The organism is Erysipelothrix larvae, assembly GCF_001545095.1.
Taxonomy (GTDB): domain Bacteria; phylum Bacillota_I; class Bacilli_A; order Erysipelotrichales; family Erysipelotrichaceae; genus Erysipelothrix; species Erysipelothrix larvae.
In genome coordinates this window covers 1502504-1516088 of sequence record NZ_CP013213.1, presented here as the reverse complement: position 1 = coordinate 1516088, position 13585 = coordinate 1502504, and the positions used below count along the sequence as shown (strand labels likewise).

Annotated in this window: 14 protein-coding genes; 13 read left to right on the top strand and 1 reads right to left on the bottom strand. The window is 38.1% G+C overall.

The window, feature by feature from the left end:
• The first annotated feature begins 64 nt into the window (after positions 1–64).
• The 5 genes from AOC36_RS07040 to AOC36_RS07020 all read left to right on the top strand — a co-directional run bounded on the left by AOC36_RS07040 (position 65) and on the right by AOC36_RS07020 (position 4815).
• Positions 65–796: a gamma-glutamyl-gamma-aminobutyrate hydrolase family protein gene (locus tag AOC36_RS07040; protein WP_067632814.1), complete on the top strand. Its 732-nt coding sequence runs from the start codon at positions 65–67 to the stop codon at positions 794–796.
• Positions 793–2169, top strand: coding sequence for an APC family permease (locus tag AOC36_RS07035; protein ID WP_067632812.1), 1377 nt, complete (start codon positions 793–795; stop codon positions 2167–2169). The genes AOC36_RS07040 and AOC36_RS07035 overlap by 4 nt, the downstream gene beginning before the upstream one ends.
• An 80-nt stretch (positions 2170–2249) precedes the next feature.
• Complete coding sequence (locus tag AOC36_RS07030) at positions 2250–2720, top strand: CBS domain-containing protein (protein ID WP_067632810.1); 471 nt, start codon at positions 2250–2252, stop codon at positions 2718–2720.
• A gap of 312 nt (positions 2721–3032) precedes the next feature.
• The gene (locus tag AOC36_RS07025; RefSeq protein ID WP_067632808.1) at positions 3033–3404 is read left to right on the top strand and encodes a YegP family protein; all 372 of its coding nucleotides are present in this window, start codon (positions 3033–3035) and stop codon (positions 3402–3404) included.
• Between the two features lie 97 nt (positions 3405–3501).
• Positions 3502–4815 carry a Sapep family Mn(2+)-dependent dipeptidase gene (locus tag AOC36_RS07020; RefSeq protein WP_067632805.1) on the top strand — a complete coding sequence of 438 codons (1314 nt, stop codon included), beginning with the start codon at positions 3502–3504 and terminating at the stop codon, positions 4813–4815.
• 76 nt (positions 4816–4891) lie between these two features.
• On the opposite strand, the gene AOC36_RS07015 is transcribed toward AOC36_RS07020, so the two are convergent.
• The gene (locus AOC36_RS07015) at positions 4892–6544 is read right to left on the bottom strand and encodes a MutS-related protein (protein WP_067632803.1); all 1653 of its coding nucleotides are present in this window, start codon (positions 6542–6544) and stop codon (positions 4892–4894) included.
• Between the two features lie 61 nt (positions 6545–6605).
• On the opposite strand from AOC36_RS07015, the gene AOC36_RS07010 reads away from it, so the two are divergent.
• From AOC36_RS07010 to atpE, 8 genes are all read left to right on the top strand, one after another.
• Entirely contained in the window at positions 6606–7115 is a 510-nt protein-coding gene (locus AOC36_RS07010) for a GNAT family N-acetyltransferase (RefSeq protein WP_067632801.1), read from the top strand.
• On the top strand, positions 7112–7921 hold the full coding sequence (locus tag AOC36_RS07005) for an aldo/keto reductase family protein (protein WP_067632799.1): 810 nt from the start codon (positions 7112–7114) through the stop codon (positions 7919–7921). Before AOC36_RS07010 ends, AOC36_RS07005 begins: the two co-directional genes overlap by 4 nt.
• 16 nt (positions 7922–7937) lie before the next feature.
• Positions 7938–8549 carry an SIMPL domain-containing protein gene (locus AOC36_RS07000; RefSeq protein ID WP_067632797.1) on the top strand — a complete coding sequence of 204 codons (612 nt, stop codon included), beginning with the start codon at positions 7938–7940 and terminating at the stop codon, positions 8547–8549.
• A gap of 226 nt (positions 8550–8775) precedes the next feature.
• Positions 8776–11376: a calcium-translocating P-type ATPase, PMCA-type gene (locus AOC36_RS06995; protein WP_067632795.1), complete on the top strand. Its 2601-nt coding sequence runs from the start codon at positions 8776–8778 to the stop codon at positions 11374–11376.
• Positions 11377–11487: 111 nt separating this feature from the next.
• Entirely contained in the window at positions 11488–11913 is a 426-nt protein-coding gene (locus AOC36_RS06990) for a hypothetical protein (RefSeq protein WP_157777159.1), read from the top strand.
• Positions 11914–12324: 411 nt separating this feature from the next.
• Positions 12325–12675, top strand: coding sequence for a hypothetical protein (locus tag AOC36_RS06985; protein WP_067632790.1), 351 nt, complete (start codon positions 12325–12327; stop codon positions 12673–12675).
• The gene (locus AOC36_RS06980) at positions 12665–13351 is read left to right on the top strand and encodes a F0F1 ATP synthase subunit A (protein WP_232505355.1); all 687 of its coding nucleotides are present in this window, start codon (positions 12665–12667) and stop codon (positions 13349–13351) included. Before AOC36_RS06985 ends, AOC36_RS06980 begins: the two co-directional genes overlap by 11 nt.
• A complete protein-coding gene (gene atpE / locus AOC36_RS06975) occupies positions 13344–13583 on the top strand; it encodes an ATP synthase F0 subunit C (protein ID WP_067632785.1) in 240 nt (79 codons plus the stop codon). Before AOC36_RS06980 ends, atpE begins: the two co-directional genes overlap by 8 nt.
• The last annotated feature ends 2 nt before the right edge of the window (positions 13584–13585 follow it).

Below are 13585 nucleotides of genomic sequence, written 5' to 3'. Positions count from 1 at the left end.
AAGTAAATGCTGTATTTTTTTTAAGAATGAATGATAGAATAGATATAAACGAAGGGAGAACGTTATGATAAAAGTTGGAATATCTGGAAGCATTACAGTGGAACAAGGGCCAATGTTTGCGGGATATCGACGTGTATACGTCAGTGAAGATTATGTAGGTGCAGTCGTTCAAGCTGGAGGTGTACCATTTGTACTTCCGATTATTGATGACGAAGCTTCGGTTAAAATGCTTGTCGATTCAATTGATGCACTTGTGTTATCAGGGGGGCATGATGTCACACCCCAACTCTATGGTCAACAACCTAAACAAAAATTACAAGAAATTTATCCGCGTCGTGATACCTTTGATCGACGTCTTTTAGAAGCTGCAGAAGCACGCAACATTCCAATCCTTGCAATCTGTCGTGGATTTCAAGTGATGAATGTATATCATGGTGGAACACTCCATCAAGACTTAAGTTATGCAAACGGTGATATCATGAAGCATATGCAAGGGTTTGGACCCGATGTTGTCACCCACGATGTCGATGTTGTGAGTGAGTCCCTTTTGCACAAGATTGTGGATGTCGATTCAATGATGGTTAACTCGTTTCATCATCAAATCGTTGATAAAGTTGCGCCAACACTTAAAGTATCTGCATTGGCACAAGATGGTGTAGTCGAAGCGCTTGAAAATCCAAAGCTTAAGTTTGAACTTGCCGTCCAATTTCATCCTGAGATGTTACATCGCAACAATCACTATGCGAAATGTATTTTTAAAGCATTTATTGATGCTGCGAAAGGAAACGAATCATGAGTCGTAAAAAGTTTGGATTTTGGTCAATTGTCTTATTAACAATCAACTCGATTATCGGAACAGGAATCTTTCTATCACCACAAGGGGTAATTGCTACGGCAGGAACATTAACCCCCTTGATCTATATTGCAGCTGCAATCTTTGCAGGTGTCTTGGCGATGGTGTTTGCCTCTGCAGCAAAATATGTCAATAAAAATGGAGCAGGGTATGCCTATGCGAAAGCAGCATTTGGGAATAATATTGGACTGTATGTCGGTATTACCCGATTTGTTTCCGCAGCCATTGCTTGGGGCGTTATGGGTACAGCGGTTGTGAGAACAACACTGAGCATCTTTGTGGGTGCAAGTAATGTCACAACATCCATGATTACCCTTGGGTTTATTGTTTTAATGAGTGTGTTACTTGTGATTAACTTGTTGGGAAATCATATTGTTCAAATTATGAATAATGTGTCAACAATTGGGAAGATATCCGCCCTTGTGGTAGCCATTAGCGCTGGATTCATCGGTTTCTTATTAACCGGTACCTCACATTTTGGTGAAGTGCGTGATTTAGTACCCGGGAGCACCTCGATGGACTTATCCCTATTTGTTGCTGCAGTGATTGCAGCTTTCTATGCATTTACAGGCTTTGAAAGTGTTGCAAGTGCAACTTCAGAAATGGAAAACCCCGAAGCTAACTTACCCAAAGCAATTCCACTTGCAATGGGCATCATTGCCTTAATTTATATTGGTGTGGTCAGCAGTGCAATGATTGCGAATCCACAAGCAATCTTAAACAGTGAAGAAGTTGTTGTCTTAGCTTCAGCCTTTGATCATCCCTTGATCAAACAAATTATTGTTTATGGGTCACTTGTTTCAATGTTTGGAATTAATATTGCTGCATCGTTTAGTACACCGCGTGTGTTCCAAGCGATGGCACAGGAAAATCAAATACCCCAATCATTAGCGAAGGAAAACAGTAAAGGGATTCCAGTATTGTCCTTTGTTGTTACTGCACTGCTTGCAGTCGTAATTCCGATGGCTTTTCAATATGATATGAAAGGGATTATGGTAATCAGCTCGATTTCACGATTTGTGCAGTTTATTGTCGTACCAATGGGTGTTATTGCCTTTTATTATGGCAAGGCCAAAAATGAGCACGAAGTGTTAAAAACAGCGCGTAAGAACTTTGTGATGGATGTTATTATCCCAATTATTGGGCTTTGCATGGTCGTGTTACTGCTTGTGAAGTTTGATTGGGTAGGCCAATTCTCGATGAAAGATGCGCAAGGGGTTCAAACCCTCAATATGTATGCAATCAGTGCGATGGTTGTCGGATATGTCTTGTTACCATTTGCAGGCATTCTCTATACAAAGACTTTATCGAAATAAAAACTTAATTTATAGTATTTTATGTGATTTGATGTATTATAATTCTAGTGTGATAAACTTGTTATAAGAAGAGGTGGATTATGACAACGTATCAGTTAGACGGTGGAATGAGAAAAGCTTCAAACAAAGCATCAATGAGCATTGTGTTTCTACTAACTCAAAAGAAAATGATTGGGTATCTTGAAGAAGACTTTTCAGTCAGACAATGTCTTGAGAAAATGCGCTATCATGGTTATACAGCGATGCCTGTATTATCTAAAACAGGTGAATATATTGGGACTGTCAACGAAGGTGATTTCCTATGGTGTCTTGTTGATCATGATGATTTCAATCTTCATGATTATGAACAAGTCCAACTTATGGATATCATTCGAACTGATTGGAATCGTCCGATAAAGGTAACAGAGACTGTTGATGATGTGATTATGCGAATGTTTGATCAAAACTTCTTACCTGTCGTCGATGATAGAGACAAGTTTATGGGAATCATAACCCGTAAGTCGGTCTTACAATACATGAGCGAATCATCCCTACATACTGCCAGTGTGTAGATGCATGCAAATTTAAATCTTTATATCTCAATGTTAGAGCGTACCAAAGGGTACGCTTTTTTAAAAAGTACGGACATTAATTCTTTTTGGTTAAAATCGGACCATTTTTTGTGATAGACATTAGAATATACAATCGATACATATTTTAGGTTACTGAATTAATATATTATTGAAATGAAGGCAAAATTAATATTTGTTTTAGTTGAATTGCGATAGATTAAGTTCATTTGAACTGAATAGTTTCTTAGAGTGTGCTATGATTCGAATACAAGGAGTTGTTGGATTATATAACCCACTAAGGAGGCCGATATCATGGGTAAATATATTATAAGAAATACCAACACTGGCGTTAAGTTTGACTTAAAGGCTGTGAATGGTGAAGCAATCGCAACATCTGAAGTATATAGTTCTGAAAGTGCATGTGAACATGGCATTGAGGTGGTAAGAACCATTGCACCTAAAGCTCCGGTTGAGGATCAAACAGCACGAAAAGTGACTACACATACAAATCCAAAATTTGAAGTGTATCTCGATCATGCTGGAGCATTCAGATTCAGATTGAAAGCACGAAATGGTGAAATCATTGTCGCATCAGAAAGCTATACAACCAAAGCATCTGCGTTGAATGGTATTGATAGCATTCGTCGTAACGCAAATTCACCGGTTGTAAAACAAACGGACTAAAAAATTTAGGAAATTATGTGTTTAAGAAAGTCTTGATACAGTTTCGAGACTTTTTTGATACAATAGTAGATATATATATATCAAGGAGGGCTTTCATTTGGAAAACATAAAGATTGAACATGAATTCGATGTTTACTTAGAAAGCTTGGACAGACTTGTTTCATGTCCAAGTGTGATTGACGAAAGTGGCGATAAACCATTTGGCAAGGGGATTAATGATGCACTGGACACAGTCCTAGACATTGCGAAAAGTTGGGGATATCGCACCTTTAAATCTGAAGATGGCATGTATGGTTATGCTGAAGTCGGGGACTCTGACATTATGATGGGGGTTTTAGGACATGTTGATGTCGTCAGTGTTGGTGATGTTTCAAAATGGACTTTCGATCCATTTAAAGTAACCCTGCATGAAGGGATGCTCTATGGACGCGGTGTTCAAGATGATAAGGGACCAGTTCTTGCAAACATGTTTGCATTGAAACTGTTATTGGATGCGGGGAAAACATTAAAGCATACCGTTCGGTTTATCTTTGGAACCGATGAAGAAAGCCAATGGCGTTGTATGGATTCGTATAAGAAACATGAACGATTGCCTGATTATGGGATTACACCGGATGCTGATTTTCCACTGGTTCAAGTAGAAAAAGGCACCGTAAGTTTCCTCATTACAGATCTTTTAAATCGCGGTGAGTTTCTTGAAGGGGGTGTCAGTGGTAATGCAGTACCAAATGCAGCACGCACAAAACATAGCCCAGAACTTATTGATGCACTGAAACAAAAAAATACCCCATTTGAGGTACAAGATGACTATCTAATTGTTCAAGGTGTCGCAGCACATGCATCAACTCCAGAACAAGGGAAGAATGCGATTGTGAAGCTCATTCAAGCAAAAAAAGAAATTGGTGAATTGTCACCACTTGAAGCATTTATTGATGATTTATATTCCTATCCAATCTTTGATCGATTCTATGATAATGTATCAGGATACTTAACACATAATATTGGGATTGTTAGAACAGAAGACACACTCAAATATGCAACGTTGGATATTCGTTATCCCGTGTCATTTGAAAAGTTTGAAATCGTAAGTCTCGTAGAAAAATATGCATCAAAACATAATTTGAAAGTTGAGACAAAAGGTGGATTGCCAAGCATTCAACTGTCAGAAAAATCAGAAGTCTTTAGGAAACTTTATGAAGCATATCAAGAGGTAACCGGGGATCTTAAAACAAAACCACTGAAGATTGGTGGTGCGACCTATGCGCGTGCAATGCCGAATATTGTTGCCTATGGTATGTTACTTCCTGGAGCACCGATGACTATGCACCAAGTGGATGAATCCATTTCAGTAGACGATGTTAAAACAGCCATAAAAATCTATGCTACAGCATTTGATAAACTTGTATTTTAAAAAAACCATACCACCGCATCTTTATGTTTAGATTTGGGGTAGGGTTCAAACGGAGTCATGTACTCCGTTTTTTATTTTATCGCCAAGATTTATGTTGTTTAAACTGATCCACACGTTGGTTGGATGTGTCGACTATTTGAGCATCAAAGTCCATATACGCTAAGAGTTTGATTGCATTGGTTGTTGTTGAAGGGCCTTCATGAAGTTTATAATCAAATGAAATCCCGCCATCGCCAACGGTTTCTCTGAAGTGATAGTTGTCATAAGAACCGTTGAGAATCTGTGTGAGTTCGATATCATGAGTTGCAACACAAACCATAGCATTCGTATCTTTAATCGATTCTAAGATGGAACTTGAAGCAGCGATGCGTTCAATCGTATTGGTACCACGAAGAATTTCATCTACCACCACAATACAGTGATCGTGTGTGTGGATGGCATTCACAATCCGTTTCAAGGATTCAAGCTCAACAATAAAGTAGGATTTACCCGATAGAACATTATCACGAAGCGCCATGGATGTGTAGATATACCCGGGTTTAAAAGCATAGCGTTTGGCACAACAAACGTTCAATGTTTGCCCTAAATGAGCGTTTAAAGCGAGTGCTTTAATAAATGTGGATTTCCCACTTGCATTGGATCCTGTAAAGATCAGCTTATTGTGGGTGGTTGCTGAGTTTGAAACACCGTTTTTATCGCTCAGTAAAGGATTAACCAGCGCATCATACTCAAGGGTATCATTTGATGTAAACGTAGGTTCACAAAAGTAAGGGAGGGTGTGTTTGTAAGATGCTGTAGCAATTGTACCGTCAAATGCACCCAATACTTCAAAAAGATCGAGGATGTTTTGCTTATGTTTTTGAATCAAATTTAATGAAATGCTCATAAATGTAGGCGTAATTAGAAAAGCTGCATCCAGTCCCTTAAACATTATTCCTGACTCGCTGGCCATTGATGTTCCTGTAGAACGTTTGATTGTCTTGGATATTGGGGATAAAACACGAATCAATGCATTAAACTGTTTAAAATAAGGATTGTCATCATTAAATGATGTCGTTTTCTTAAGGTGGGCACAAATCCCAATGGCTGATCCAATAAGTTGAAGGTTTTTTTCATACTTCTGATTTGGATTGAGGGCATAATAGGTATAATTGTTCAATAAAAACGAAAACAGTGCAAGGGGAATTCCAATATCAGGAATAATAAAACATAAGAGGATTGATGTCACAAAGACAATCATCTGTCCCAAGTACAAATAGGATCGTGTAGACCGGATCGAATTGATATGTTCTAAAAACTCATACGTGTTATGACCGGTATGCTTGCCAATATAATTCAATTGCACTTGAACGTTTAATCGATCTTCTTCTGAGGCGTCAAAGTATTTGATGAGTTGGTCAATTTCATGTAAATCATCAGGTATTTGGCGGTGAAGTCGTGCATAAAGCCACTCATCACCCAAAGAGGATTGGGTGCTATTGATGCGCCAGAAGATTTCTTCAAGGTCTAAATCACTCCATGTAATATCGTCGATATCATCCTCACGTTTTAAGTATTGATATGATGCATGAATGCTTTCAATGTCCTCAGCTTTTACATCCATCACTTCCAGTTCACCATACGTGACACGCAAGCGATTTTTAACACGATTCATTTTATACCTACTATAGAGTTTTAAGACATAAAACAAACCGATGATTACGAATAGTCCAAGAATTAAATATTTCATATACCCTCCAAGTCAACATTGACATACAGGAATATGATATAATTTTGAAGAGGTGAATACAATGTTAAAGTATGAGAAATTTACAGAAAAACACATTCCATTGTATTATGAATGGAGAAATGATCCAGAAGTCGCGAAATATGATCAAAGTGGCTTTTTAAGACCGATGTCTTATGAAGAGGTAGAAGTATGGAGCCAGCGGATGATCAGCGGACCAACGTTTATGGTTTATGAAGATGACAAAGCAATTGGAACCTGTGCTTTTATGAATCTTGATGAACGCAATCGTCACGCTGAACTTGCAATCGTGATTGGGGATCGTTCCTATTGGAATAAGGGATATGGAAAACAAATTATGAAACAACTCATGGACTGGGGATTTGAAGGACTAAACCTTGAACGTCTCTATTTGCATGTCTTTGATTTCAACATTCGCGCCATAAAGCTTTATGAATCATTAGGCTTTAGACATGAGGGAACACTGAGAAATATGCTTTATCGAAGCGGAACCTACCATAATGTGTTAGCATATGGGTACTTAAGAAGTGAATATCGGGAGGAACACAAATGAAAAACATAACTTTAAATACTGGAGTTACAATTCCAGTGATTGGTTCAGGAACCAATACATTTGGAAAAGTGGATCGTGATTATATGGGGGCAATTAATGATGATACTTCAGAAATTGAAGCTGCAATCAAAGCAGGATATCGTCATTTTGATACCGCAATCTCATATCGCAACGAATCGGTTGTGGCATTGGGAATTGAACGTAGTGGCTTAAACCGTAGTGAGTTCTTTATTACATCAAAGATTCCGGGTAAAGAAGCATATTATGAAACTCAAGAAGCGGTTCACAAAGGTGTAAAACAGAGTCTAGAAGCATTGAACACTGATTACATTGACCTATACCTGATTCATCATCCATGGGATGATATGGAAGGGATGCTTCAAATGTGGGCTGTTTTAGAAAGTTATGTTGATTTAGGGGTCCTAAAATCAATTGGGGTTTCCAATTTCACGCAAGAACAACTTACAACCCTGATACAACGTGCTCGCATCAAACCGGCCGTAAATCAAATTGAATCCCATCCTGGTAAATGGAATGGTGAACTGACTGCCTTTTGTTTAGAACACGGTATTGGTGTGGAAGCGTGGGGACCTTTATCAAGAACTTCCCAAGAATCAAAAGATGCATTGGAAGCAATCGGACAAAAATACCACAAAACGTGGGCTCAAGTAGCACTAAGGTATCAAATACAACGCGGTGTTATCGTTATTCCAAAGTCACACAACGCGTTGCGGCAAGCACTCAATCTTGAACTCTTCGATTTTGAACTGTCTCCTCAAGAAATGAATGCAATCGCAACATTATAAGTATTGGTGATATTTCATGAATCATAATGTTAATACCTTAACAGTACAAGGGACAGGTACTGTTATGAAGAAACCAAATCGAATTGTTCTGTATACAACGCTAGTCCAACGTGGCATCACATCTTCAGATGCAATGAAAAAATTGGAGCAGAACTATCAAGACTTTGTGAACATCTTTGTACGTCTGGGCTATGATCCAAACGACTTGCTCACATCGTCCATCAATATCAGTCTCATTAATGAAGCGAAGTTTGAACAGAAATCAATTGAGTGTACGCAAGATATTACCTTTGAGACAGACTTACAACTCCACTCAATATCTGAATTACTTGCTGCACTTCATACACACAACAATTTTAATCTTTCAGTTGCATATCGATACAGTGATGAAGATGGTGCACGTCTAGAAGCAATTGAAATGGCAGTAATGGATGCGAAAAGAGTCGCACACGTCATTTCAACCAGTTCTGAAGTAACATTAGGGTCTATTGCACATATTGAATATATCGATGCATCACAAACCCCTTATCACATTAGAGCAATGGGTGTAAACTCAGAGTATTCAACTATTCAAACACGTGATATTACATTCACTCAAACGCTTACAATTACATGGCAGCTGCACTGAATAAGTCGCTGAAATCACATAGGTTTTTCTTTACAAACGTTCATGGATTTGATATGATGTGCTTTGTATAAAGGGAGTAGGAGCCTAGAATGGACGCTGTTTCGTCAACACGACTTAAAATGTCCGGAACACGTATAAATTTCGAGACTTTATTCATGTTTTTTGACTTGGATAGGGTCTCTTTTATTTTACTATCCCATTTGTTTGATAGGAGGAGAATACACAAATGACAGACCAGAAGTGGTATACAAAGTCTTTGGAAGATGTTCGTGATTTTACGAATGTTGAATCAGGACTGACGGATTCTGAAATCAAAGAATCACGCAATAAATATGGTGAGAATAAGCTTGAAGCTGAAGCTGAACGAAGCCAATGGTCACGTTTACTTGACCAATTTAAGGATACAATGATTATTATCCTCTTTATTGCCGCAATTATTAGTTTCTTTTTAGGGGATGAAATTGAATCTATTATTATTTTAGCAATTGTATTTCTTAACGCATACATCGGATTTGTACAAGAAGGTAAAGCAGAACAAGCGCTCAAGGCTTTACAAGAGATGGCAAGTCCTTACTCAAAGGTAATTCGTAATGGTAAGGAAGTATCCATACCATCAAGTGAGGTCGTAGTTGGTGACGTGTTAGTGCTTGAAGCAGGGGATTTAGTATCTGCAGATATTCGACTCATTCAAACCAATAGCTTAAAGATCCAAGAAGCATCCCTTACTGGAGAATCTGTACCCGTTGATAAGGATTCTCATTATGTGGGGAACGATGACGATGTACTGGGTGATCGTAAAAACATGGCATACTCATCTGGTATGGTCACCTATGGCCGTGGTTTAGGTGTAGTAGTGGGTGTTGGAATGGGTACTGAAGTAGGTAAGATTGCGAAGATGCTTCAATCATCAGGCAATGAACAAACACCACTTCAACGTAAACTAGACGAACTTGGAAAACAACTGGGGATTGTTGCTCTGGCTGCCTGTGGACTCATCTTTGTAATGACAATTCTTAAAGATAACTCAGACATTCTTGAAGCATTCATGACTGCAGTTTCCTTGGCAGTTGCGGTAATTCCTGAAGGACTTCCTGCAATCTCAACCATCGTACTTGCGATGGGTGTGAACCGTTTGGTTGAAAAAAATGCAATCATTCGTACACTGCCTTCAGTAGAAACCTTAGGCTCTGCAACGGTAATCTGTTCAGATAAAACCGGAACACTTACACAAAATAAAATGACGGTTGTGGATTTCTGGAATGACAACAATCCAGCAAACAAAGAACAACTTGTTATTGGATCATTATTATGTAATGACTCCCGTTTGATTGATGGCGTTTGGGTTGGAGATCCAACTGAAACAGCACTCTCTGAATGGGCACAAAATGAAGGTCATGACACACAAAAACTGCTTGACGAATATAAACGAATCAATGAAATTCCATTTGACTCGGGTCGTAAACGCATGACAACAGTTCATAACATCGATGGTAAAATCTTTGCCTTCACAAAAGGTGGTGTGGATGAAGTCTTAGCAGTATCCACTCATTATGGTGTGGATGGTACTGCACGTCCACTGACACAAGACGATGTTGCACACATTCAAAAAGCAAATGAAGCAATGGCTGTGAAAGCATTACGTGTCCTTGCATTGTCTGTAAGAGAACTTACCTCAAATCCACATGAAGGGGACATCTCAATTGAGTCAAACCTAACCTTTGTTGGATTAGTGGGTATGATTGACCCACCACGTCCTGAAGTTGTGGATGCGGTTAAAGTCGCAACACGTGCTGGAATCCGTACTGTAATGATTACCGGTGACCACGCAATTACTGCTGAAGCAATTGCACGTGAAATCGGGATGCTTGAAGATCACCGAGTTGTGACAGGTCGTGACCTTGATAACATGAGTGATGATGAACTCTTTGAACAAGTAGAACACATTGGTGTCTATGCACGTGTATCACCTGAAGATAAGATGCGTATTATAAAAGCATGGAAACGTCATGGAGAAATCGTCGCAATGACCGGTGATGGTGTCAATGATGCACCAGCCCTTAAGATGGCAGACATTGGAGCTGCGATGGGTATTGTTGGGACAGAAGTTGCGAAAGGTGCAGCAGATATGATCCTAACTGATGATAACTTCGCAACGGTAGTAACTGCAGTTGAAGAAGGGCGTCGTATTAAAGACAACATCATGAAAGCTGTAAACTACTTACTATCATGTAACGTTGGAGAGCTGATTACACTGCTTGTTGCGGTTGTATTTAATTTGGGTGTTCCTTTGATTCCAATCCATATCTTATGGGTTAACTTAGTAACGGATTCACTTCCTGCACTCGCACTGGGTGTTGACCCTGCAGAAAGTGATATCATGGATCGTAAACCAAATCGTGATGCGGGACTTCTTAATAAGAGTGGCTTGTGGCGAATTGGTTATCAAGGGGTAATGGTTGGATGTCTTACACTGTTTGCATTCCTTTATGGTTCAGGAAAACTATGGAACCCAGAAGGATCTGAACAAATGGGTCAAACCATGGCATTTACAGTTCTTGCATTCTCACAACTTGTGCATGCATATAACATCCACTCACCACGTAAATCTGTATTCAAGACATTCTTCAAGAACAAATGGCTTGTATATGCAACCATCGCAAATGCAATTATGATGCTTGCAGTACTCTTCGTACCATTCTTGAGAGATATCTTCCAATTGATTGAACTTGACCTTCATCACTGGGAAGTTGTAATTGGGCTAGCGCTCTTACCACTACCGATTGTTGAATTGATGAAACTATTTAAGCTTAACGGTAAAGTAGATTAATGATTAATACACTAAAAACATCCTTTATTTGAGGATGTTTTTATGTTAGTTCTGATTAAATCTGATACAATGAATTCAACAGAAAGATAATTTTTAAAGAGGGGAAAAATGATGAATAAATATATACGTGTGGGTTTCTATACGGTTCTCTTTACATGTACTGGTCTTGTGGCACGGTGTGTTATGGGATTTATTTTAAATGAAGCACCTACTTTTCATGTGTGGTTGGAAATCATATTCGGATTGGTTGTTGGGTTAATTATTGTGAAAAATGATAAGGAGAATAAAGGCGGGGAACAAGGGAGTGTGGATTCGAATTCTTCGGAACACCTTCAATCGGTTTACATAAGAAGCACCGTTTTTGCCGTAGGCTTTATGGGGGCTTCGACAGCGATACTCTACTTAACAAACCTACAATCAGTTAAAATTCGAAGCTTATCTACCATTCAAATAGCATTCGTGATTACGTTCATTGTTTTTTGTTGTATTGCCTTTTATCTTGAAAGAAAGACAAAAGAAGAGCAGATCAAACCGTAGAAAGAATATGGAATCAGGATACTTAATTAGTATGGAAATTATTGAGTAGCCTATAATCGTGTATGAGTGAGTGATTGATACATGAGTGATATGTGATGAGATCAATCGAATGTTTGGTGGTTGAATTCATGATTTTCAAAAACTTTTTTTAGTAAATACCTACTTTTTTATGTGATAGTTTAAACCAAGTGTTTACTTGATTTGCGAATAAATGAACCAAAATTTTTGGATGATTTTTTGTTGCTAACTCTAAAATTTATGCCATCTACATTGTAAATCGTACAATTATTTGATATTATTATAGAGTACAAATAGAAAAAAGGTCAGGCATTTATGTTTGAGGTTAGTCTTTTCAGGGCGGAAAAGACACTTCAAGTATAGATGCATTTTTTTTTGCAAAGGTGGTGAATTATGAAAATTAAAAGAACAAATTTAATATTATTACTTGTTGGAATTCCGTTGACTGCATGGCGTTACCAAGTAGCGTTAGGTTGGTTAATTGGACAGTTTGTTATGATACTTATAGAGATGACAAGAACACTGTTTTATGATCAGATTCTAACAAGACCAAACTTCAGAATTAGTCAGTATATTATGTATGTCTTGTTTACGATAATAATTATTGCGGGTCCACTATTGTTTTCATTCTATTTTAGGGGTTTTGTTGAACCATTAGCTATATTTGCTGCCTATTTTTCTAGTAGAATTTTAATGTTCTTAAACAACATATTCTCAAAAGGGAAAGAATATCATGCAAGCTGAAGTTTTCTCGATATTGGTGATTGCAGGTGCAATGATTGTGCTAATTATGCTTTCAAAGAGATCAATAGATATGTATGAAGAAGGCTGTAAACCAAGAGGTCTTGCTTTATACGCGATCATGTATGTTCAAGCTATTATATCAATCACTGAACCTGTGTTAGGAAAAAAAAGAGGTCGTGCATTAGCGGCTTATATCGGATCTGTATTTCTGTTTATCCTATTATCAAATTGGTCAGGACTTGTAGGGTTAAAAAATCCTACTGCTAACTACAGTGTTGCGTTTACATTCGCTTTGTTAACCTGGATAATCATTCAAGTGACAAAGATTCGAGAAAATGGAATTAAGGGATATATTAGTAGTTTCTTTAAACCATTATTCTTCTTTATAATTCCTAACATCTTCTCTACACTTGCACCACTAATTAGTCTGTCATTACGGATGTTTGGTAATATTCTATCCGGAACAATCATTATGACAATGCTCTATTCATTCACTGGTTTATTAAGTGGCATGATACCACTTATTGGTGGCTTTGATTTGATAGGTGTGATTGTTGCCCCATGGCTTCATGTATATTTTGATATATTTTCAGGTTTTTTACAGGCATTTCTATTTGTATCATTAACTACTATTTTTATTGGAATTGAATATAAGGAGGATTTAAACAATGGATAATGTAAGTATTGGAAAAGGATTGGTTGCAATTGCTGCAGCTTTATCAGTTATGACCGGAATATTTTCGACGATAGGTCAAGGGTATGTTGCGGCAAAAGCCGTTGAAGCGGTTGGGAAGAATCCAGAGGCAAATAACGAAATTAGGACCATGTTAATGCTTGGTGCTGGATTGGCAGAGACTGCTGCAATATATGGTATGTTAATCGCATTTCTATTAATTTTTGCTTATTAAAA

What these genes read in the sequence shown, in the direction of transcription:
- AOC36_RS07000 (WP_067632797.1), top strand. Translation starts at nt 7,938, where the DNA reads ATGAATCATAATGTTAATACCTTAACAGTACAAGGGACAGGTACTGTT.
- AOC36_RS07030 (WP_067632810.1), top strand. Translation starts at nt 2,250, where the DNA reads ATGACAACGTATCAGTTAGACGGTGGAATGAGAAAAGCTTCAAACAAA.
- AOC36_RS06995 (WP_067632795.1), top strand. Translation starts at nt 8,776, where the DNA reads ATGACAGACCAGAAGTGGTATACAAAGTCTTTGGAAGATGTTCGTGAT.
- AOC36_RS07005 (WP_067632799.1), top strand. Translation starts at nt 7,112, where the DNA reads ATGAAAAACATAACTTTAAATACTGGAGTTACAATTCCAGTGATTGGT.
- AOC36_RS06985 (WP_067632790.1), top strand. Translation starts at nt 12,325, where the DNA reads ATGAAAATTAAAAGAACAAATTTAATATTATTACTTGTTGGAATTCCG.
- AOC36_RS06980 (WP_232505355.1), top strand. Translation starts at nt 12,665, where the DNA reads ATGCAAGCTGAAGTTTTCTCGATATTGGTGATTGCAGGTGCAATGATT.
- AOC36_RS07035 (WP_067632812.1), top strand. Translation starts at nt 793, where the DNA reads ATGAGTCGTAAAAAGTTTGGATTTTGGTCAATTGTCTTATTAACAATC.
- AOC36_RS07040 (WP_067632814.1), top strand. Translation starts at nt 65, where the DNA reads ATGATAAAAGTTGGAATATCTGGAAGCATTACAGTGGAACAAGGGCCA.
- AOC36_RS06990 (WP_157777159.1), top strand. Translation starts at nt 11,488, where the DNA reads ATGAATAAATATATACGTGTGGGTTTCTATACGGTTCTCTTTACATGT.
- AOC36_RS07015 (WP_067632803.1), bottom strand. Translation starts at nt 6,544, where the DNA reads ATGAAATATTTAATTCTTGGACTATTCGTAATCATCGGTTTGTTTTAT.
- AOC36_RS07010 (WP_067632801.1), top strand. Translation starts at nt 6,606, where the DNA reads ATGTTAAAGTATGAGAAATTTACAGAAAAACACATTCCATTGTATTAT.
- atpE (WP_067632785.1), top strand. Translation starts at nt 13,344, where the DNA reads ATGGATAATGTAAGTATTGGAAAAGGATTGGTTGCAATTGCTGCAGCT.
- AOC36_RS07025 (WP_067632808.1), top strand. Translation starts at nt 3,033, where the DNA reads ATGGGTAAATATATTATAAGAAATACCAACACTGGCGTTAAGTTTGAC.